The following is a 20,774-nucleotide window of genomic DNA, read 5'->3' as shown; positions in this document are numbered from 1 at the left end:
CGGGTGTTTGATTTCCCTTGCCTATATGCACAGCCAGCGCTGTGCGTGACTTCCAGCAAGGAGTGGTCAGCATGCCCAACCAACCGATCGACCCCGATGACAATGCCTCGGTCATTGAAGACCCAGGTGTACCTGTTTCCGACAGCCCCCTGGCCCTCCTTGAGCCCGCGCCCCTGCCGGTGATCACGGCTGAAGACCTGGCCCCACCCTATTCGGCGTTCCCGCCGGTCTCGCTTGACCGGTATCCCGATGAACCTTACGCCTATGGCCTGGGCATTCGGCATGTTCAGCCCTATGCGTATTTCGTCCTGGAAAAATGGCACACCTGGGCCATCTTCGACGCCTTTGAGTTGTACCTCAATAACGATCTTCAGGTATCTGGTGTCGTCGAGATGGACCAGGATCGTTATGGCATGTACGTCATCGCCGAACGCATGCCTGAAGGTGAAGTTCAAGTGCGCGCGCGGGTAGTGCGCGCAGGCAGCGGCCAGGAAAGCACCTCGCCGCCGCAAAGCATATTGATCAAGACCACCCGTCCCGGCGGGATTGAGAACAATGGTGACGACAAATGGCACAGTAAACTGAGCCTGAGTGTCGACGGCTTGCCCGAAAGCAGCACGATCAACATGGACACGATCAGTCGCGGGTTATACGCCGTGATTGCGCCCTATCCGAACGTGCGCAAGAACGACACCATTGAGTTCTATTGGGACGGAATTGAGATCAGGCACTTGGTCACGGCCGCCGAGGCTGGCGGTATCCAGCCGATCAGGGTATTTATCAGCAAGGAAAATATTCTCAAGGGCGGCCTCAACGGCGCACTCACCCTGCGCTTCAGGGTGTTCGATGTGGTTCAGAATTACTCAGGGGAAAAATACCAGTACTCCAAGCCGTATGGACTGGTCGCCGAACTGGACCCCAGCTTGATGAGCGCGCCGTTTTTCCTGGTGGATGACGCGGAAAGCCGGCAAATCGATTACGACACGCAAAGTAATTCACTGTTCGAAATACTGTTGCAGACCCCACGGGTGACACCGGCCCCGCTGCCCCCAAACCAGGTCACGATTACCCTGACGGCCACATTGGCGGACGGCACGATCGAAGAACTGGTGCTTGATCCTGTCGAAGTCAGGAACGGTCGGGAAGAGATCTTCCCGGTGGACCGCGATTTGATCGAGCGCGTCATCGGCGGCTCGTTCAGGGCTTCATTCGTCTGGCACACGGCCACCGGTGGCCACCTCGGGCAGTCTGGCAGTGTCACCGTAACGGTGGTGGGTACACCGACCTCGATGCCGGCAGTGACCGTGACCCCGAGCGAGTTGGGCCTGATCAACCCGGACGATGATGCGTTTATCAGCATCCCGTCCTACCAGCCCCACGCCTACGATTCGATGGAAACCCTGGTCATCGAGCAGATCGTTCCAGGGGGCGGTGGAATGCGCTATTCCGACCCGCAACTGGCCGGGGACCAAGGGGGCACGCGCCGGGTAACCAGCGAGGTGCTGCAACGCTTCAAGGGATTAGGTGACGTCGCGGTGTACTACCTGGTCGACGACGGCGCAGACAGCCAGTTGCATGCCTACGGTGCGCTGATCGAACGCAAATCCCGGGTGCTGACAGTACGCATCGACGAACGCCTCGAAACCATGCCTGCCCCCACCCTGCAGGGTGCGATTGACGACAACGTTGACCCGGTTGACGTAGTGGGCGACAGCGTGCTGCTGACGCTACCCTATACGGCAACCAGGAGCCGCGACCATATCCAATGGAACATTGTGGGCACGGGCACAGGCGGTTCCGCCAGCGGTTCGGTGACGATCAACGGTGCGACACAGGGCCAGCCACTGGTACTGCCGGTGAGCCGTGCGGTGCTGGATAACAACTTCGATGGCCAACTGCGCATCACCTACAGCCTGGAACGCGAAACCCCGCTGCCGAAACTCACCTTGCGCTCGTTTACAACCCTCCTGACCGTGGGCCGTGGCGTGGAACTGGATGCGCCTGAAGTCGTGGAAGCCGAGCAGTACCCTGACCGGCTTGACCCGCTGGCAGCTCAATCGGGTGCAACGGTGCTGGTGAAATACCGGCGCATGCGCGAGAGCGAATCGTTTTCAGTGAAATGGGTGACGGCCGATCTGCTGGGCAGCACCGTCGAAACGGGTTGGGGCAACCCCGACACCAATGAAGTGGGTGTGCCGATAGAGGCTCGTACCATTGCCAAGGGCATTCGCAACGAGCGTAACCGCATCAGTGTGCAATACAGTTTTACCCGCAGCGGGTTTCTCCATGAGTCGGATACTCTGAACCTGGACTTGCTGCCGTTGAGTGGCTTACCCACACCAACCATCGACGGGGTCGGCAACAGCGTGATCCTGCCGACGAACGAGCTCGTCGCTCAAGCCCGCACCCGTGTGGCGGCCTGGCCTTTGGCCTTTGAAGAGCAGTTCATGTGGCTGCAATACACGGGTACCAACACCGACGGCAGTACGTTCAACCTGGACACTTTTATCGCCGCCCCTGTTGGAGAAAGCGCCACCCTGGGTGTCTCGCAACCCATACCGTTGGCGGAGCTGCAAGGCCTCAGGAACGAGTCGCACCTGACCATTCGCTTCTGGGTCAGCCTGGCCGAAAGCACTGATAAAAACACCGCAGTATTGTTTGGTGTACGCGAGCATATCATCCAGTCGATCCCCGCCACATTGCCGCGCCCGGCCTTTGCCAATCTGCAGGGCGCCACCTTGACCATCGACCCACAGGACTGGCAGAACAACGCCTATGTGGCGGTGGCCTATAACGAAATGACCGCGGCCCACCGCATCGCCCTCGAGTGGATTTACCCGAACGGCACCATGGCGACCATCCCGGCGCAGAACGGTAACACCAATAAGCGCGTCGACTTTCAGATCAGCCGGGACATCCTCGCCAACAGCGCGGGCAAATTGATCGAGCTCCGTTATATGGCGACGATAGGGACGACTACTGTCCCGTCAGAAACACAGAAGCTGACCGTCAACCGTGTTCCGTCCTCGGCGCTGCCTCGGCCGCTGATCAATGGCGTCCCTACAGGCGGTGAGTTGAACCTCAATAACTTCAGCACCAATGCCACCTTGAGTGTTGCCCCTTGGCCTTTGGCCGCAACGGGCCAGAAGGTCTGGGTGCAACTGACCAGGGCGGGCAGCGCGCCGTTGAATGTGCTGACAAACTACAGCCTGCCAGCGGGAGAAGTATCGACCGGCTTGGTGAACAAGGCGGTACTGCGCACATGGCTGGACGGCCTGCCTAACAACAGCACCATCACCGTAACGTGTAAGGTAACGTTTGATGGCAGCAGCGTTGAATCCACGGCCATTACGTTCCCCACTGCGACCTATACGGTAATTACTTCACTGAGGATTGATCAAAGTCAATTAAACCTGAATGGAGTTAGGATCATTGCAAACTGGTCCCCAAGAGGGCAAGACTGGCCGAACAATACGGCGACTCGCGTGGCCAGTGGTGGCGTGCCAAACTATCGTTATAGCTCCAGCAATCCCGCGATTGCTTCAGTAGATGCCTCGTCGGGCAAGGTGACAGGTAATCGCAACGGATCGGCAGTTATCACTGCTTTTGATAGAAACAATATTCAAAGGCAGTATACAGTTAATGTTTCCAACATCTATCAACTGCAAGTCAACGAGACGGAACAAAGTTCTCAGGCTCAGATAAACTGGATGCGATCGATAGGAGGCTACCCGATAGTTTCTACTGTGGGGACTGGTCCTTTGGACCGGCTCAACACTATATATTATCCACCAGCGCGCTCAAAACATTACGGGCTTTGCGAGTTCAGTCCGCATGCGTGGTACTGGTTCGTGCACATATCTGCCCCTATACAGTTATGGGCGGTAAACTCTTCCCATGCAATCTACGGAGGATGGTGCCTTACTCGCTACTAGCAATTATTCATCAAAAAATGATGGGGACAGATCCATTTAACCCCAAACTCCCACCCACAAAAAAAGGAAGCCTCGGCTTCCTTTTTCTTTACCCCTGTTTCCTAGAAGTCGTAACGCACTCCCACATTAACCCCCCACGGCTGATCCACCTTCTTGCCCTGGGCATGTTCAATATCAGCGTGCAGCTTGACGTTCTTCGACACCGACATCGCCACGCCCGCTGCCACTTCAATACGCGAACCGAACACATCGTTGTTGAAGCGCTGGTCGTTCACCTTGACCTTGTTGCTGTGGTTGAACTCATGGGCCAACGCTGTACGCAGGTAGGGCTGCAGCACCCCGCCGCTCTCCAGCTGGATATTCTTGCCACCTGTCACGCCGAGCTTGCCCACCACGGAGGCGGTGCGATCACCCTTGGCCTGCAGGCCATTGTCCAGCTCGTAACTTTGCGCCTGGATAATCGCTGTGCTCAGTTGCGAGTACGGTTCTACAAAGTAACCATCGTCGAGCTTGATATGCCGGCCGACTTCCGCCGATGCGCTCACGGCATTCTGCGTGTAGTTGCCCTTGGCACGCTTGCCGTCGCTCATGGTCACGTTGACCTCGTTGTGCAAGCGGTTGAGCTTGACCACGCCGTCGAAGTACAGCCCGCTCTCGTCGTCGATCCAGGTGGCATAACCCCCCAGGTAGTAGCTGTTGACCTTGCCGCTGCCGGAAGTGTTGGCGCTGATGTCGGACGTGCTGTGACCCGCCATGACACCGGCCATCCACTGGCCATCTCCGCCCGACAATGGCGCATCGGCACCCAGGCTCAGGCCACGCTGGTTTTGCGTGTAGCCACCACCGTCCTTGTTCCCGGCTACCTCGTATTTGTTGCCGTAGCCACGCATCCAGAACCCGTTGCTCTGGCCGTCGCTGAAACGCAGCTCACCCATGCGGGTACGCAGCAGGGACATCTCGCCGTACAGCACGGTGGGGGCCGTGTTGAACAACGCCATTACGGTTTTGGTGCTGTTGCTGGTGCCACGACGGTTAGGGTCGAGGTACCAGTCGGTGTCTTCCTTCTTCAGCCCGTAGGAATAGGCGCCCACATCCACGGTGTCGCCGTCCAGCGAGAAGTGCGCATCGCCACCTTCGGTGTGCACCACGCGAATCGGCAAGGCACTCGCCAACTCGGAGCCGGTCGCCGCCAACAGCAGGCTGTGGTTGCCCGTGGCGACCCCGTTGACGTTGAGCAAGTCGGTCTGGCCGGTGCTGAAGTCGGTGTGCATCACATAGCTGCCGTCACCCGACAGGCTGTTGACGTCCAACTGGAAGAACTCATCGGCGCCGCCAAAGTGCACGGTGCCGCCGCCCATGATCAGGTCGCCGACTGAACTGTCATCCACCAGCATCCAGTGGGACGCTGAATTGACGCTCAACTCGGCGACGTTCTGCAGTTTGCCGGTGAGCCAGGAGCCATTGTTGAGCTGCAACCTGGCGGTGCTGCCGTCTTCGACCACCACGTCACCGACCAGGAAGCTGCGGTCGACGTTCATGTTGGCGGTGGCGCCGTTCATGACTTCCAGCAGCACACCGTTTGCGCCGGTCAGCGTGGAGCCATTGAGTACATGAATATCAGCAAGGGTGGATTCCCCGGGCCTGAACGAGCCGACCTGAATCGCCGAACCGGTCTTGCCCTCGACGCTCGAGCGGTCGAGGATCAGGCTGCTGGCCAAAGTCGGGTCGTTATCCACGCCCATCTTCACGCCAATGTCTCCACCAACGATGCTGGTATTGAACGCACGGGCCTGGCCATTGAACAGTTCGATACCCACGCCATCATCTGCGGTCGCCTCGACACGCGAATCGGTCAGGTCCAGCACACTGTGGGCACTGGCCGAGGCACCGCGGGTGCTGCCGGTGATGTGACTGTTGACGACCGTGACGCTGGAACCATTGGTGGCGCCCAGGGAACGGGCCGCTGCCAGCCCGGTTCCGTTGTTGTGGGTAACGTTGCTGTTGGTGATCAGCACGTTGCTGCCCGTGACATGAACCCCAGCCCTTGCCGAATCCCGCGCAACGACGTCCGAACCATCGATGCGGATGTCGGAGTTGATTGCGGCAATGTCCCGGGTGCTGCTGCCGGCATTGACAATCAGGGTTGCGGAATTGGCAGTGATTTGCAGGGTGGGCACTCCCAGAACCGTCAGGCGGGAACCTGCACGCAATTCAAAAGTGTCAGGGCGCGGGCCAGGCCCCACCATTTCATCCGGGCCGGTCACGACACGCGCTTCGGACAGCTGCGCCATGAGCATCAGCAGTGTGACGGCCTTGGCCTTGAAGGCAAGGCTTAAGGGAGTTGGTTTGAAATTGAATGGAGCTGACATCTTTACGGACCTCTGGGTTGGCGTTCCTTTACGGAAAAAAACTGGCCGGTTCCGAAAAGCGTGTGGACCCTGCCAATCAAGCGGCGCCCAAGGTACCCAGAGCTGTTCCCAACATCTGTAGGACTAATCCCAAGGTGCTGTGCTGAAAGTGAATGCAGTTTGTAGTCGACCCAAGGGCAAAAATGCCAAAGAGGAGCAAGGCTCCTCTTTGGCAATAGGGCTCAAACAAGTATCAAGGAAGCGGGACGGCAGTACCGTCGCAGAAAAAGCCATTCGTTCCACCTATCCGAACCCCGCGAACAAGAGGATGTGCTTCATCGGAAGGTAATGGTCCTTCAGGCAGGTTGATGGTGTACCAGATCCGCGCGGAGCCGGCCAGCCTTGCACCCGAGTGGGGCTGGATGGGTTTGTAGATGGTCTCATAGGGCCCAAGGAGCAACTCGAACCCAGAATTGATCATGGCTTGCGTGAGCGGTATGGAGTCCACACGACCCACTGCTGCCGGGACCGCTACCATTCCTGCATTGTCGCTGTAGCCCTGCCAGTGCAGCGTAACCACCATCCTCAGTTCAAAGTGCTCCGAAGGCGGGATAAACACCACAACGTTTCCGGGAGGATTTTCAGGCCTGAACGTAGTGCAGTTGATCGCCCCTGCGTCCGACAGATGTCGTACCACCGGCGGGGCAAGCTCTTTGAAGTTGGCATTCACCGTCACCGTGGTTTCAGGGGAAAACTGGCGGTTGGTGCTGGCCCCTTGGGCAATGGTGTAGAACACCGTCTTGCGGCCATTGCCATGACGCTCAATGAAGCTCCACGGGATTGAGAGCGGAATCACCTGGCCAGCCGAGGCGCCAGTCACCGGTTGGGTAGCAACGAGTTCGCCCGAATAGTAAAGGCGGATCGTAAAGTCGCTGGCATCCGGTGTGGGTGCCGTACTCCATAACGTTACCCGAGCAATTGCAGGCCGGTTGGCGTGGTCGCGCTCCAGTTCGTCGTCGGGGCCCTCGGTACCGGTTGCGTCCACCCCGTTCACGACTACGGGCAGCAGGTCATCGTTGATCGGGTCCGGGCCAATGGGAGTGGGGCCGACAACAAACAGGTCCAGGTTGACGGTGGTGGTCGGTGTCGCCGGGTTGTTGACAGACCGCCGCCGCACCACATAGGAAACCGTCAACGGCAATAGCCCTCGAGTGGCCCCATACAGGATTTCCAGCACCCTGTACGGAACGTAAACCTCCGCCGGGAAACGGCTGTTGCCCAGTGGCTGGGCCTCCAAGTTAACGGTGGTGATGCTTGTCCTCAATGTGACGAGGAATTCATCTCCATCGACGCCGCGCAGAAAGTTCGTATATTCAGGAATACGCACGATCATGCCGCCGTCCAGCGCAACGTCCGCCCGATCAATCAATACATCGCCGGGGGGTGAGGTTCGGTCAACCAGGGGGGCCAGCAGGTTCTCGGGCGCTGGAAACAGGCCCACGTCCATCTCGTAGGCAGTCGAAAGCCGCGCCCAATTCCCTGCCGCGTCGAACAACTCATACCGCAAATTGCGCAGGCCATCCGGATTGGCGTCAACCACGGATAATGGCAATGGAAAGCTCAGGTCCGCAGGCAGATTCCAGCGTGGCGAAGGATCGGGCGGGTTGGGTGCATAGGGCGTATCGGAGCCATTATAGTAAAGATACGCCCAATCGCCGTCTGCCCGACCATGCGCCACATAATCCGGGATCGTAAACACTGCAGACTCATTGGGCTTGCTTTCAAAGTAGTCGCGGTCGGCAGGTGTCGGCAGGTCGGCAGGCGGAATCGGCGCCGGCGGTGCATCGGGGGAAATGGCATACGGTGGTGTCAGGTCAACGATAACGGTCTGCGGATCTGATTCGGAATAGTTGTCAACGCCACGTACTTCAATTCCGTACTTGATTTGGTACCGCCCCGCGGGCCGCCGACCTTGAGCAATGTTCACCACTGTCTCAGGCCCTGGGGCAACAACGGTGAACCTATAAATGGGCGTGCCCCACTCGGTGTCATCGAAATTTTTCCACCAAACACTGACAAGATCGTCAAGAAACGGATGGGTATCGGCGTCAGGCCATAGTGGAATAGAGAAATTCAAATTCTCACGCAGGTTGTACTCCCGTGAAAGCAATCCAGGGTAGCCAGGCACCTCACCTTCAAGAATACCATCAGGCAAGGCGCCAGTCGTATTGGCACTTCGATTCTTTGCATAGTTACGGATAAAGTCGAGCGTGTCCTTTTTCATTACGTGTCTCCAGATATTAAGACGAATTACATCTCACCCACACTTCCCTACCATTGACGTAGCCGTTCGCGTCGCGAGACAAAGCGCTTGCACGCCTATCACACGCCGACTATTCCCTGCACAACAACAAATACACCCAGTTCTTTAATCTTTGACCAACGTTGCCTTTCCATCACTGGTGCAACTAATGACATCCCCGGGTTTACAAAACCCACCCGTTGGAAAGGTCAGGTCGACACGGATATGTCCGCTCCCCTTGACGTCTGGCCGGGAGTCACCCACCTTGCCCAGGTTGCGCCACACTTCGAAACTGGCGACAGCTGAACCGTATTCGCGCATAGGCTCCAAGGTCCGGTCGAACGGTTCCACCACAACTTTAATACCGTTATCAATATGGGGTTGCAGCACTTGGATGGTTTCTTCGTATTCAGTGCCAGCAATAGGATCAACCCAGTTATTACGCGCATAGCCTTGCCAGTGAAAACGCACCTCGTCGTTAAGTTGCAGGCCGATATTGCCCGGAATCAACCAATGCACGCCATATAAAGGCGAAGGCGAAGAACAACAGGTCACATACTCGCTAGTCAGGGTGTGCTGAACTTGCGGAGGAGTAAAATCAATCAGCGCCGTCACATCGACATTCACAAAAGTTGGCGGCGACTGTTGTTCGTTGACCCCATTACTGGTGAGGTAATGGACCGGCAGACGTGGATTGACCGTCCCCTCGATCAGATTCCAGGGAATATCGGTAAACCACACCAACTGCCCTCCTACCTCCCCCAACTGCACGGGATGGCTGGCCACCGGGCCAACACCGTTCCAGAACAGACTGAGCAATTGACCCGCAACCGGATCTGCAAACAAAGGAACATATGCCTGGGCAGCCAACCCACGATCCAGATGATTGAGCTGATTGGGAGTCTTGGAGCCGCGCCCTATCACCGTGACGCTGGCCAGGGTCGGGTTAAGCAATGCGGGCGCATTGGGATGGTCCTGGCCGGCAATCGTCAGGTCGACATTGAACCGTTCCGATAAGGAACGAAATGGAGGCAGGGCTCCGCGAATGATTTCGTAGCGCACCACCGCCGCTTCGGGAACCAGTACAGGCGCAGGCCCCCTGAGGGTCAGCCATGGAATTTCCACATCACAAGGGAAGCTCAGTACCGGCTGCGGGACTGTCGGACGGGCATTCCAATAGGCGATTACCTGGTCCCCCGGCGCCCAATCGTCGTAGGCGGGGTCAATGCGCATGAACACGCCACGACGTGCATCATCGCGCTTGATCAGGCTGTCGTCGTATGCCGGTGGCCGAATTTGCGGACGCGGCAAGTTGCTCGGCAACGGCGTCAGTGCCAGCTGAAACAGCAGTCCGGCACTCTGGCTGCTGAAATTGCCTGCCTCGTCAAAAATGCGGTAGAAAATATAGGCGTCACCGTTGTTCAACCTGCGAAAAATATCGGGGTCCACGTAAGCAACCAGCGGGTCTGAGGCTAACGCGATCACGTACTCGGCGTCCGCCGCGCTTAGCGGCGGGTTATCCCGGTTGGACAGGTAGAATTCAATCCGGTCCCTGTCCGCGCGCACGGTGTAGAACGGAATATTGAACGCCACCGGCACGTTATCGAGCAGGTATTGCTCATCGACGTTCGGGGTCGGGGCAACTACAAAATCCACAGTATCCAGAGGGTTCAGTAACTCAGGCGAGTCCAGATCGATGGTGAGTGTTCTCCTGGGATTCAGCACACTGACGCCGCCAAAGGAGTCCTGAACCGTGTAGTAGAGTTGCGCGGTGCCGGAGCCCTCATCAGTCAATCGTGACAGGGGCACCTCCAGTGAGATCACCGCTGGCAAAGGGGGTGGCGGGCCAAACACCTGCCGCGAATCAACCACCTCATCGACACCCGCCCACACCCAGCGGAGGCGCACGATGTGCGGCTCATCCAGCAGCGGCTCGGGTCGCGGGTTCCACATCGGAATGTTGACCTGCAGCGGGCCCTGCAGGCGCGAGCGCGGGATCACGCCCCGGGGGTCACCACTGTCGACGCCGGGTATGTCCATCGGGTCCAGCAACACAGTGCCCCCGTCGTCCGCGCCCAAGGGTTTGATCAGGTAAGTGGATTCAGAGACGTCAGACATGGGTTTAATCCTCAACACGGTGGACAGTGGCCTGCCGGCAGGCGGCGTGTGTATACCAAGTGGCGTTGAGAGAATTAAGCGCCCGATTCCTCCGGCCGGATACTGTCAGAATTAACAGGTAGCCCCCTCCATTCGTCGCTTTTTGCTCGGCCTTGCTGCCAGGGCGGTTACTGAGCAGCGCTTGACGAAATTTCCTACTTGGTGTTTCCTGAAACCGGTTTCAGCAATTGGTTTCGCCTTGGAACCCAGATAAATCCAATAAGAAAGGCCCGCCGCCGTGACTACTTTTTCCGCCGCCCAACGCAGCCGCGTGACCATGCTGGACGTCGCCGAGCGCGCCGGTGTGTCCAAGGCCAGCGTGTCGCGCTTTATCGGCGACGACCGTGCCCTGCTCTCCGATGCCATCGCCCTGCGCATCGAGCAGGCCATCGATGAGCTGGGCTATCGCCCCAACCAGATGGCCCGCGGCCTGAAACGCGGGCGCACCCGCCTGATCGGCATGCTGGTAGCCGATATCCGCAACCCCTATTCGATTGCCGTGATGCATGGCGTGGAAACCGCCTGCCGCCAGCACGGCTACAGCCTGGTGGTGTGCAACACCGACCGCGATGACGAGCAGGAGCGCCAGCACCTGGCGGCCCTGCGTGCCTACAATATCGAAGGGCTGATCGTGAATACCCTCGGCCATCACCTGGACCAATTGCTGGAACTGCAACGGGAAATGCCCCTGGTGCTGGTGGACCGCAAGGTCGAACCGCTGCACAGCGACCTGGTAGGGCTGGACAACCCGGTGGCGGTGCGCATGGCCGTGGAGCATCTGGAACAGCAAGGCTATCGCGACCTGCTGTTGGTGACTGAAGCCACCGACGGCACCAGCTCGCGGCTTGAGCGCCTGGACAGTTTCAAGGCGGAGATGACCAACCGTCCGACGTTGACCGGCGCCGTACTGGAGTTGGACGGCGAACTGGAACAGCGTCTGCAAAAGTTTCTAGGCAAATCCGGCCCCAAGGCGTTGTTCTGCGCCAACGGAATCGCGGCACTGGCCTGTACCCGTGCGTTGAAAAATCTAGGCTGCGACCTGTTTGATGACGTGGGCCTGATCGCCCTGGATGACCTCGACTGGTACCCGCTGGTGGGCAACGGCATCACCGCCCTCGCCCAGCCCACCGAGGCCATTGGCGCCAGTGCGTTTGACTGTTTACTCAAGCGTTTGCGCGGCGATAGCCAGCCCCCACGCACCCTGGATTTCTTGCCACAACTGATTATCCGGGGCTCGACCCAATCCCTTGTGGGAGCTGGCTTGCCTGCGATAACGGTTTCTCCGGCGAAGCAGTAGGCGGCTGACCGCCGCCATCGCAGGCAAGCCAGCTCCCACACGTTTATTTTGCGAATAAAAATGAAACCGGTTTCAGAGGTCCACAACAATGCATAAATACCCCGTCTCCATCAGCCTTTCCAGTTACGGCGCCGACCTGGTCCGCCAGCAAGGCCAGTTGAGTTTCGTCGAGGTGCTGGCTGCCGCCGGCGCGCAACGCATCGAATGGCGCGAAGAGCTGCTGACCACCGAACAACCCCATGAGCTGGCGCAAGCTACAGCCGATCAAGGCCTGGAGTGCGTGTTCTCATCGCCCCTGGAACTCTGGGTGGCCGGTCGCTCGCAGCCCAATGCCGAACTGGCCGCCACCCTCGACCGCGCCCAGGCATTCGGCGCCCGCTGGCTGAAAGTCTCCCTGGGCTATTTCACCGACACCAACGACCTCGACAGTTTGAGCGCCCTGCTCAACCGGCATCCGGTCAAGCTGTTGGTGGAAAACGACCAGACCCTGCACGGCGGGCGCATCGAGCCGATGCAGCGCTTTTTCAACGAAATCGAGCGGTTGGCGGTGCCGGTGAAAATGACCTTCGATATCGGTAACTGGCAATGGCAGGACCAGTCGGCGACCACCGCTGCACGCCTGCTGGGCCGCCACGTGGATTACCTGCACTGCAAGGCGGTGGCCCGCCGCGCCGACGGCAAGCTGGTGGCCCTGCCGCCGGGCGCCGCCGACCTGCATCTGTGGGAACAACTGCTCAAGCACATGACTCAAGGTATTACCCGGGCCGTGGAATTTCCGCTGCAAGGCAATGACCTGGTGCAGGTCACCGCCCAGCAGGTCGCCGCCCTCGCCGTCCTCGGCCAGCCACGCGTGGAGAACGCACATGTCTGAGATCGATATCCTGTCGTTTGGTGAAACCATGGCGATGTTTGTCGCCGAACAGACCGGCGACCTGTCCCAGGTTGCCCAGTTTCACAAGCGCATTGCCGGCGCCGACAGCAACGTCGCCATCGGCCTGTCACGCCTGGGCTTCAACGTCGCATGGCTGAGCCGCGTGGGTGCCGATTCCCTCGGGCGCTTCGTGGTGGACACCTTGCAGAACGAAGGCCTGGACTGCACTCATGTGGCGGTGGACCCGCTGCACCCCACGGGCTTTCAACTCAAGTCCCGCGAGGAAGCCGGCGATGATCCGCAGGTGGAGTACTTCCGCCGTGGCTCGGCCGCCAGCCATCTGTCGGTCGAGGCGATCAAGCCTGAGCTGTTGCAAGCCCGGCACCTGCACGCCACCGGCATTCCGCCGGCGCTGTCGGATGCCACCCGCGACCTGTCGCGCCAGTTGATGACGCAAATGCGCGAGGCCGGGCGCAGCGTGTCCTTCGACCCGAACCTGCGCCCGTCCCTGTGGGCGAACGAGCAACGCATGATCAGCGAAATCAACGCCCTCGCCTGCCTGGCGGACTGGGTGTTGCCGGGCTTGAGCGAAGGCCGCTTGCTCACCGGCTTTGAAGACCCGGCCGACATCGCCGCGTTTTACCTGGACCAGGGCGTGGAAGCCGTGGCCATCAAGCTCGGGCCCCACGGCGCGTATTACCGCACCCAGCTGGACCAGGGGTTTGTCGCCGCCGTGCCAGTGGCCAAGGTGGTCGACACGGTCGGCGCCGGCGATGGATTTGCCGTGGGCATGATCAGCGCGCTCCTGGAAAACCTGAGCTTCAGCGAAGCCGTGCAGCGCGGCAACTGGATCGGCAGCCGCGCGGTGCAGAGCCGTGGCGACATGGAAGGCTTGCCGTTCAGGACCGATCTGCCCCACACCCAGAAAGCCGGTTAATCAGCATCACCGAGTTACCTGTTGCCACAACTACAACAAGCTCAGGAGCAACCTTATGGAACCGTTGAAACTCGCCACCCGCCGTTGGTGGTACATCATGCCCATCGTGTTTATCACCTACAGCCTGGCGTACCTGGACCGCGCCAACTACGGTTTTGCCGCCGCCTCCGGGATGGCCGAAGACCTGATGATCACCCCGGGCATGTCGTCATTGCTCGGCGCGCTGTTCTTCCTCGGCTACTTTTTCTTCCAGGTGCCCGGTGCGATCTACGCGCAGAAACGCAGCGTGAAGAAGCTGATTTTCGTCAGCCTGATCCTGTGGGGCGGCCTGGCCACCCTGACCGGCATGGTGTCCAACGCCTACATGCTGATCGTGATCCGCTTCATGCTCGGGGTGGTCGAAGCCGCCGTGATGCCGGCGATGCTGGTGTACCTGTGCCACTGGTTCACCCGTGCAGAACGCTCGCGGGCCAACACCTTCCTGATCCTCGGCAACCCGGTGACCATGATGTGGATGTCGGTGGTCTCGGGCTACCTGGTACAGCATTTCAGCTGGCGCTGGATGTTTATCATCGAAGGTTTGCCGGCGGTGCTGTGGGCGTTTATCTGGTGGAAGCTGGCGGATGAAAAACCCGCCGACGCCAAATGGCTGAGCGCCCAGCATAAAAAAGACCTGGAAACCGCCCTCGCCGAAGAACAAGTGGGCATCAAGGCGGTAAAGAACTACGCCGAGGCCTTTCGCTCACCCAAGGTGATCATCCTGGCGCTGCAGTTTTTCTGCTGGAGCATTGGCGTGTATGGCTTCGTGCTGTGGCTGCCGTCGATCCTCAAGGCCGGCCTGAAAATGGACATGGTCGAGGCCGGCTGGCTCTCGGCGCTGCCGTACCTGGCGGCGGTGATCGGCATGCTGGCGGTGTCCTGGGGCTCGGACAAACTGCAAAAACGTAAACGTTTTGTGTGGCCACCGTTGCTGATCGCCTCCATCGCGTTTTATGCGTCCTACGTGCTCGGCGCCGAACACTTCTGGTGGTCGTACACCCTGCTGGTGATCGCCGGGGCCTGTATGTACGCGCCGTACGGGCCGTTTTTCGCAATCGTCCCCGAGATCCTTCCGGCCAACGTCGCCGGCGGCGCCATGGCGCTGATCAACAGCATGGGCGCCCTCGGTTCGTTCGGCGGTTCGTACCTGGTGGGCTACCTCAACAGCAGCACCGGATCGCCCGGCGCCTCGTACTTGCTGATGAGTGGTGCGCTGCTGGTGTCGGTGGTGTTGACGATCTTTCTCAAGCCCGGCGCCAGCGACCGCGAGCGCGCCCCGCTGCACTCCCTTGAATTGAAGGTAAAGACCTGATGAAAAAGTCTGTCGTGCTCTACAAGAAACTCTCTGCACCGCTGATGGCCCGCCTGCATGAACAGGCCCAGATCACGCTTATTGAATCGCTGGATGAAAGCGGCCTGGCCAAACTGCGTGAAGCCTTGCCGACCGCTCAGGGCTTGCTCGGTGCCAGCCTGCGCCTGGATGCCAAACTGCTGGATCTGGCGCCAAACCTTGAGGCGGTGGCCAGCGTGTCGGTCGGTGTCGACAACTACGATATCGACTACCTGACCGAGCGCGGCATCCTGCTCAGCAATACCCCCGACGTACTGACCGAAACCACCGCCGATACCGGCTTCGCCCTGATCCTGGCGACCGCCCGGCGAGTGGTGGAGCTGTCCAATATGGTGCGCGCCGGCAACTGGAACCAGAACATCGGCCCGCTGCATTTCGGCAGCGACGTGCATGGCAAGACCCTGGGCATTATCGGCATGGGGCGGATTGGTGAAGCATTGGCCCAGCGTGGGCACTTCGGGTTCGGCATGCCGGTGATCTACCACAGCCACTCGCCAAAACCTGCAGTGGAGGCGCGGTTTGACGCGCAATACCGCAGCCTGCCGGACCTGCTCCGGGAAGCCGATTTTGTGTGCCTGACCTTGCCGCTGACGGCTGAAACCGAAGGTTTGATCGGTGCTGAAGAGTTCGCGTTGATGGGCCCGGAGACGATTTTTATCAACATCTCCCGAGGCAAGGTGGTGGACGAGGCGGCGCTGATCGAGGCGTTGCAACAGCGCACGATACGCGCAGCGGGACTGGATGTGTTTGTGCGCGAGCCGCTGCAGCATGATTCGCCGTTGTTGCGCTTGAGCAATGTGGTGGCGACGCCGCATATCGGTTCAGCGACTCATGAGACGCGGGAGGCGATGGCCAAGTGTGCGGTGGACAATCTGCTGGCGGCGCTGGCCGGTGAGAAGCCGAAGAACCTGGTGAACCCAGCCGCCTGGAAACACTGATTCCTGAAGCACCACAGAAGCCAATGTGGGAGCGGCGGTGCGACGATTCGACTTGCTCGCGAAGGCGGTGTGTCAGCCACCGAATGCATCAACTGATACACCGCTTTCGCGAGCAAGTCGAATCGTCGCACCGCCGCTCCCACATTTTTGATCGCATTTCAGATTAAATGACGAATCTGGCCACCATCCCGTTCAAATCCACCGCCAGGCGCGATAATTCGTGACTGGCGGCTGAGGTCTGGTTGGCACCCGCCGCCGACTGCGTCGCCAGGTCGCGGATGTTCACCAGGTTGCGATCCACTTCGCGGGACACCTGAGCCTGTTCTTCCGAGGCACTGGCGATCACCAGGTTGCGCTCGTTGATCAGGCTGATGGACTGGGTGATCTGCTCCAGGGCCACACCGGCAGCCCGCGCCATTTCCAGGGTGCTTTGGGTGCGCTGGTTGCTCTGCTGCATGGACTGCACCGCTTCACCCGTACCGCTCTGAATGCCGGCGACCATTTTCTCGATTTCCTGGGTCGATTGCGCCGTGCGATGGGCCAGGGCCCGCACTTCGTCCGCCACCACCGCAAAACCACGCCCGGCTTCACCGGCACGCGCCGCTTCAATCGCCGCGTTGAGTGCCAGCAGGTTGGTCTGCTCGGCAATCGCGCGAATCACATCCAGTACCTTGCCAATATCACGGCCCTGGGTGGCCAGGCCTTCGATCAGCACCGAGGTGTTTTGCACGTCCTGGGTCATGGTCTGGATCGCGCCGACGGTTTCCACCACTCGGTCGCGCCCTTCCCGCGCAGCCTGGTTGGACTGGCTGGACGCCTCGGAGGTGGACACCGCGTTGCGCGCCACTTCTTCCACGGCGGCCGTCATTTCGTTGACCGCGGTGGCGGCCTGGTCGATTTCGTTGTTTTGCTGTTGCAGGCCTTTGGAGGCTTCTTCGGTGACGGCGCTGAGCTCTTCAGCGGCGGAGGCCAACTGCGTGGCTGAGCCGGCGATGTGCTGGATGGTCTGGCGCAGGTTGTTCTGCATCGCGGCCAGGGCGCCGAGCAGGCGGGCCGGTTCGTCCTTGCCGTCGACTTCGATGGGTTTGCTCAGGTTGCCGCCGGCGATGGATTCGGCAGCACTGACCGCCTTTTGCAGCGGAGCGACAATGCTGCGGGTCAGCAGCCAGGCCAGCAACACCGTCATCAAGGCTGCCACCACGGCGACGATGATGATCCCGGTCACAGCCTGGGAATAACTGCCTTCGGCGGCGACGTTGGCCTGATCGGCCCCGGCGCTGTTGATGGCGATCAGTTTATTCAACTGCTCGCCCATCAGGTCGGTGCCGTCCTTGATCCGGGTATTGATCAGGGTACGCATCTCCTCGACCTTGTTTTGCTGCGACAGCGACATCATCTCGGCCTGGGCGGTCAGGTAGCTGTCGAGGGTCGCGGAAAAGGCTTTGTAGACGCTGGCCTCTTCGCCCTCGGCAGGCAAGGCCGAATAGGCGGCCTGGGCCACCTTGACCTTGTCCACCAGAATGGCCGAGCGCTCCTTGGCGTCCTGCACGGCGGCCGGCTCGCGGTTGATCAGAATGCGGAAGGACAGGATGCGCAGGCGCAACACGTTTTCGGTAATGTTGCCAAGGTACTTCACGCTGGGTAACTGGTTGGTTCCCATGTCGACCGAGGCCTGGCGGATCAGCGTCATGCGGTTGACCGCAAACACCCCCAGGATAACCACAAGCAACGCAATGAACGCAAAACCAAGGAAAGCTCGGGGGGCAATATTCAGGTTACGGAGGGACATAGGTGCGCTCTCAGAAGTAGTGGCTGCGCGCGTCCCTGCCGCGACACGGTCAGTCAGCGTCAACGCGCTGCTCTGACCTTACGGCGCCACTGTTTTAATAGGTATGTGGTGCCTACAACGTTATCGGCCGGCTTGAGGATTTAATGGGGGATGTTTCGAAATATTTTTTCACACTTCTGACAACTGGCACTTTCTGGCATCCTGCGCCTCCTTTTTCCTACCCGGGCCCGTATTTTGTCTGACACTCAAACCCCTCGCCCCCGTTATAAATCCGACCTGATCTACGGCCTCGACGACCGTCCGCACTTCAGCGCGGCGATATTTGCCGCCCTGCAGCACGTGCTGGCCAGCTTTGTCGGGATCATCACCCCGACGCTGATCGTCGGCGGCGTGCTGGGCCTGGAAAGCGAAGTGCCGTACCTGGTCAGCATGGCGTTGTTTGTGTCCGGGCTCGGCACCTTTGTGCAGGCCCGCAAGTTCGGCCCGGTGGGTTCGGGCCTGCTGTGCCTGCAAGGCACCAGTTTTTCGTTTATCAGCGTGATCCTCAGTGCCGGCTTCATGGTCAAGGCCCGGGGCGGCGGCACCGATGAGATCCTGTCGACGATCTTCGGCATCTGCTTTTTCGCGGCGTTTATCGAAGTGGTGCTCAGCCAGTTCATCGGCAAGCTGCGCAAGCTGATCACCCCGGTGGTCACCGGCACCATCATTACCTTGATGGGTTTGTCGCTGATCAAGGTGGCCGTCACCGACATGGCCGGCGGTTATGGCGCCAGCGACCTGGGCGCCGCCGGCAACATGGGCCTGGCGGCCCTGGTGCTGCTGACCATCGTGGTGCTCAACCGCTTCAACAACCCGTTCCTGCGCCTGGGTTCGATCGTGATCGGCCTGACCCTGGGTTTTGTGGTGGCCTGGTGGATGGGCCGCGTCGACCTGGGCGCCCTGCCCCAGTTGCCACTGATCAGCGTACCGGTGCCGTTCAAGTACGGTTTTTCGTTCGACTGGGTGGCGTTTATCCCGGTGGCGGTGATCTTCCTGATTTCGCCCCTGGAAGCCGCCGGTGACCTGACCGCCAACTCGATGATCTCGCAACAGCCGGTCAAGGGCCCGCTGTACATCAAGCGCATCAAGTCCGGCCTGCTGGCCGACGGCCTCAACTCGGTGATGGCGGCCACCTTCAACAGCTTGCCGATGGTGACCTTCGCCCAGAACAACGGGGTGATCCAGTTGACCGGCGTGGCCAGCCGTTATGTGGCGTACTTCATTGCCGGGCTGCTGGTGCTGCTGGGGCTGTTCCCGATGATCGGCGCGGTGTTGCAACTGATGCCCAAGCCGGTACTCGGTGGCGCCACGCTGATCATGTTCGGCACCGTGGCCGTGGCCGGGATCAAGATCCTCGCCGAAGCCGGGCTGCACCGGCGCAATGTGCTGATCGTGGCGATCTCCCTGGGCATGGGCCTGGGTGTGGCAGCAGTGCCGGAAGTACTGCGCGAGCTGCCCAAGGCACTGCACAACATCTTCGAGTCGCCAATCACCGTGGGGGCGTTCTGCGCTATCGTGCTGAACATCTTCCTGCCTGAGGAGTTCATAGAACTGGAAGAAGATGAATTTGATCCGGAAGCCTCCACCCTCAAAGTGATGCAGGACCCGGACGTCACGAAATAGGAGAACCCGTTTTATGCGCAAGCTCATGGTTTTGTCACTGCTGCTACTCACCCTGAGCGCGTGCGCGCTGTTTCCCAATCGCGACCCGGTGAACATCAACGTGGTGGGCATCGAGCCGCTGCAGAGCCAGGACCTGGAAGTGCGTTTCGCGGTGAAACTGCGCATACAGAACCCCAATGAAACCGCGATCGACTACAGCGGCGTGGCCCTGGACCTGGAGGTCAATGGCCGGCCGCTGGCGTCCGGGGTGAGTGACCAGGGTGGCTCGATCCCACGCTTTTCGGAGACGGTGCTGACGGTGCCGGTGAGCGTTTCGGCGTTTTCCGTTTTGCGCCAGACCCTTGGCTTGAGCCAGACCCAGAGTTTGAATAACCTGCCGTACGTGTTGCGCGGGAAACTCGCGGGTGGCCTGTTCGGCACCATGCGTTTTGTGGATCGCGGGACCCTGGACTTTCCCAACACTGCCACTTGGTAACGACATGGATGCGCAACCTACGCTGTATACCGAACGGCTGATCCTGCGGCCGTTGACGCTGGAGGATGCCGAGGGTGTCCAGCAGCAATTTCCGCACTGGGAAGTGGTGCGTTACCTGAATGCCCTGGTGCCCTGGCCGTACCCGGCGGATGGTGCGCGCAGCTATCTGGAGCAGGTTGCATTGCCGGCGATGGCTCGGGGTGAGGAGTGGCATTGGTCGATCCGCCTGAAAAGCGCGCCTGGGGTGTTGATTGGTAATGTCAGCCTGATGGATGAGGTGGACAACAACCGCGGCTTTTGGCTGGCGCCGCAGTGGCAGGGCCAGGGGTTGATGGCCGAGGCCAGTGCGGCGGTGACTGAGTATTGGTTTGAGGTGCTGGAGCGGCCTGTGATGCGCGTGCCCAAGGCGGCGCCGAACGTGGCGTCTCGCAGGATTTCCGAGCGGACGGGGATGCGGTTGGTCAGGACCGATGAGGGGCAGTTTGTCGCTGGGAGTTTGCCCAAGGATATCTGGGAGATTACCCGGGAGGAATGGCTGAGGAGTCGGCGGGGCTGAGGTGGGTTTTGGGTGTATATCCGTTATTTGGGTAACGGCTGATAGGGGTTCCGCTCTTACAGCGGCTCACTTTTGAAGAGCGCAAAAGTAAGCAAAACGCTCTTGCCCCACCACTCG

The 20,774-nt window shown here is 59.9% G+C and carries 13 protein-coding genes; 9 read left to right on the top strand and 4 right to left on the bottom strand.

Annotation, left to right across the window (positions count from 1 at the left end; all coding sequences use genetic code 11):
• Positions 1–71: 71 nt before the first annotated feature.
• A complete protein-coding gene (locus tag HX815_RS26065) occupies positions 72–3,935 on the top strand; it encodes an Ig-like domain-containing protein (RefSeq protein ID WP_177029112.1) in 3,864 nt (1,287 codons plus the stop codon).
• 101 nt (positions 3,936–4,036) lie between these two features.
• Here HX815_RS26065 and HX815_RS26060 read toward each other — a convergent pair whose 3' ends face one another.
• The 3 genes from HX815_RS26060 to HX815_RS26050 all read right to left on the bottom strand — a co-directional run bounded on the left by HX815_RS26060 (position 4,037) and on the right by HX815_RS26050 (position 10,703).
• Positions 4,037–6,304, bottom strand: coding sequence for an autotransporter outer membrane beta-barrel domain-containing protein (locus HX815_RS26060; RefSeq protein WP_177029111.1), 2,268 nt, complete (start codon positions 6,302–6,304; stop codon positions 4,037–4,039).
• A 232-nt stretch (positions 6,305–6,536) separates the two neighbouring features.
• Positions 6,537–8,567: a hypothetical protein gene (locus HX815_RS26055; RefSeq protein ID WP_177029110.1), complete on the bottom strand. Its 2,031-nt coding sequence runs from the start codon at positions 8,565–8,567 to the stop codon at positions 6,537–6,539.
• Between the two features lie 144 nt (positions 8,568–8,711).
• Entirely contained in the window at positions 8,712–10,703 is a 1,992-nt protein-coding gene (locus HX815_RS26050) for a hypothetical protein (RefSeq protein ID WP_177029109.1), read from the bottom strand.
• A 277-nt stretch (positions 10,704–10,980) separates the two neighbouring features.
• Here HX815_RS26050 and HX815_RS26045 point away from each other — a divergent pair, with 277 nt between their 5' ends.
• From HX815_RS26045 to HX815_RS26025, 5 genes are all read left to right on the top strand, one after another.
• The gene (locus tag HX815_RS26045) at positions 10,981–12,039 is read left to right on the top strand and encodes a LacI family DNA-binding transcriptional regulator (protein ID WP_003214073.1); all 1,059 of its coding nucleotides are present in this window, start codon (positions 10,981–10,983) and stop codon (positions 12,037–12,039) included.
• An 88-nt stretch (positions 12,040–12,127) separates the two neighbouring features.
• Positions 12,128–12,910, top strand: coding sequence for a sugar phosphate isomerase/epimerase (locus HX815_RS26040; RefSeq protein WP_177029108.1), 783 nt, complete (start codon positions 12,128–12,130; stop codon positions 12,908–12,910).
• Positions 12,903–13,847 carry a sugar kinase gene (locus HX815_RS26035; RefSeq protein ID WP_177029107.1) on the top strand — a complete coding sequence of 315 codons (945 nt, stop codon included), beginning with the start codon at positions 12,903–12,905 and terminating at the stop codon, positions 13,845–13,847. Before HX815_RS26040 ends, HX815_RS26035 begins: the two co-directional genes overlap by 8 nt.
• 55 nt (positions 13,848–13,902) lie before the next feature.
• On the top strand, positions 13,903–15,198 hold the full coding sequence (locus tag HX815_RS26030; RefSeq protein ID WP_177029106.1) for an MFS transporter: 1,296 nt from the start codon (positions 13,903–13,905) through the stop codon (positions 15,196–15,198).
• Positions 15,198–16,175 (top strand): D-glycerate dehydrogenase, encoded by a 978-nt coding sequence (locus tag HX815_RS26025; protein ID WP_177029105.1) that lies wholly within the window; start codon positions 15,198–15,200, stop codon positions 16,173–16,175. The genes HX815_RS26030 and HX815_RS26025 overlap by 1 nt, the downstream gene beginning before the upstream one ends.
• 163 nt (positions 16,176–16,338) lie before the next feature.
• Here HX815_RS26025 and HX815_RS26020 read toward each other — a convergent pair whose 3' ends face one another.
• Complete coding sequence (locus tag HX815_RS26020) at positions 16,339–17,964, bottom strand: methyl-accepting chemotaxis protein (protein ID WP_003214083.1); 1,626 nt, start codon at positions 17,962–17,964, stop codon at positions 16,339–16,341.
• A 234-nt stretch (positions 17,965–18,198) separates the two neighbouring features.
• Between HX815_RS26020 and HX815_RS26015 the strand changes: the two genes are divergently transcribed.
• Genes HX815_RS26015 through HX815_RS26005 form a run of 3 tightly spaced genes read left to right on the top strand, consistent with a single transcriptional unit; the run spans position 18,199 to position 20,657 of the window.
• The gene (locus HX815_RS26015; RefSeq protein ID WP_008431217.1) at positions 18,199–19,626 is read left to right on the top strand and encodes a nucleobase:cation symporter-2 family protein; all 1,428 of its coding nucleotides are present in this window, start codon (positions 18,199–18,201) and stop codon (positions 19,624–19,626) included.
• A 13-nt stretch (positions 19,627–19,639) separates the two neighbouring features.
• Complete coding sequence (locus HX815_RS26010) at positions 19,640–20,101, top strand: LEA type 2 family protein (RefSeq protein ID WP_003214086.1); 462 nt, start codon at positions 19,640–19,642, stop codon at positions 20,099–20,101.
• A 4-nt stretch (positions 20,102–20,105) separates the two neighbouring features.
• Positions 20,106–20,657: a GNAT family N-acetyltransferase gene (locus tag HX815_RS26005; RefSeq protein WP_177029104.1), complete on the top strand. Its 552-nt coding sequence runs from the start codon at positions 20,106–20,108 to the stop codon at positions 20,655–20,657.
• The last annotated feature ends 117 nt before the right edge of the window (positions 20,658–20,774 follow it).

This window comes from Pseudomonas sp. E6002 (assembly GCF_013385565.1).
In the GTDB taxonomy this organism is placed as follows: domain Bacteria; phylum Pseudomonadota; class Gammaproteobacteria; order Pseudomonadales; family Pseudomonadaceae; genus Aquipseudomonas.
Note: the sequence above shows the minus strand (reverse complement) of the source record. Positions and strands in the feature narration are given on the sequence as shown.

Bases quoted from the DNA above. Each gene is read 5' to 3' on its own strand.
- HX815_RS26065 (WP_177029112.1), top strand. From the start codon at position 72: ATGCCCAACCAACCGATCGACCCCGATGACAATGCCTCGGTCATTGAA.
- HX815_RS26060 (WP_177029111.1), bottom strand. From the start codon at position 6,304: ATGTCAGCTCCATTCAATTTCAAACCAACTCCCTTAAGCCTTGCCTTC.
- HX815_RS26055 (WP_177029110.1), bottom strand. From the start codon at position 8,567: ATGAAAAAGGACACGCTCGACTTTATCCGTAACTATGCAAAGAATCGA.
- HX815_RS26050 (WP_177029109.1), bottom strand. From the start codon at position 10,703: ATGTCTGACGTCTCTGAATCCACTTACCTGATCAAACCCTTGGGCGCG.
- HX815_RS26040 (WP_177029108.1), top strand. From the start codon at position 12,128: ATGCATAAATACCCCGTCTCCATCAGCCTTTCCAGTTACGGCGCCGAC.
- HX815_RS26035 (WP_177029107.1), top strand. From the start codon at position 12,903: ATGTCTGAGATCGATATCCTGTCGTTTGGTGAAACCATGGCGATGTTT.
- HX815_RS26030 (WP_177029106.1), top strand. From the start codon at position 13,903: ATGGAACCGTTGAAACTCGCCACCCGCCGTTGGTGGTACATCATGCCC.
- HX815_RS26025 (WP_177029105.1), top strand. From the start codon at position 15,198: ATGAAAAAGTCTGTCGTGCTCTACAAGAAACTCTCTGCACCGCTGATG.
- HX815_RS26020 (WP_003214083.1), bottom strand. From the start codon at position 17,964: ATGTCCCTCCGTAACCTGAATATTGCCCCCCGAGCTTTCCTTGGTTTT.
- HX815_RS26010 (WP_003214086.1), top strand. From the start codon at position 19,640: ATGCGCAAGCTCATGGTTTTGTCACTGCTGCTACTCACCCTGAGCGCG.
- HX815_RS26005 (WP_177029104.1), top strand. From the start codon at position 20,106: ATGGATGCGCAACCTACGCTGTATACCGAACGGCTGATCCTGCGGCCG.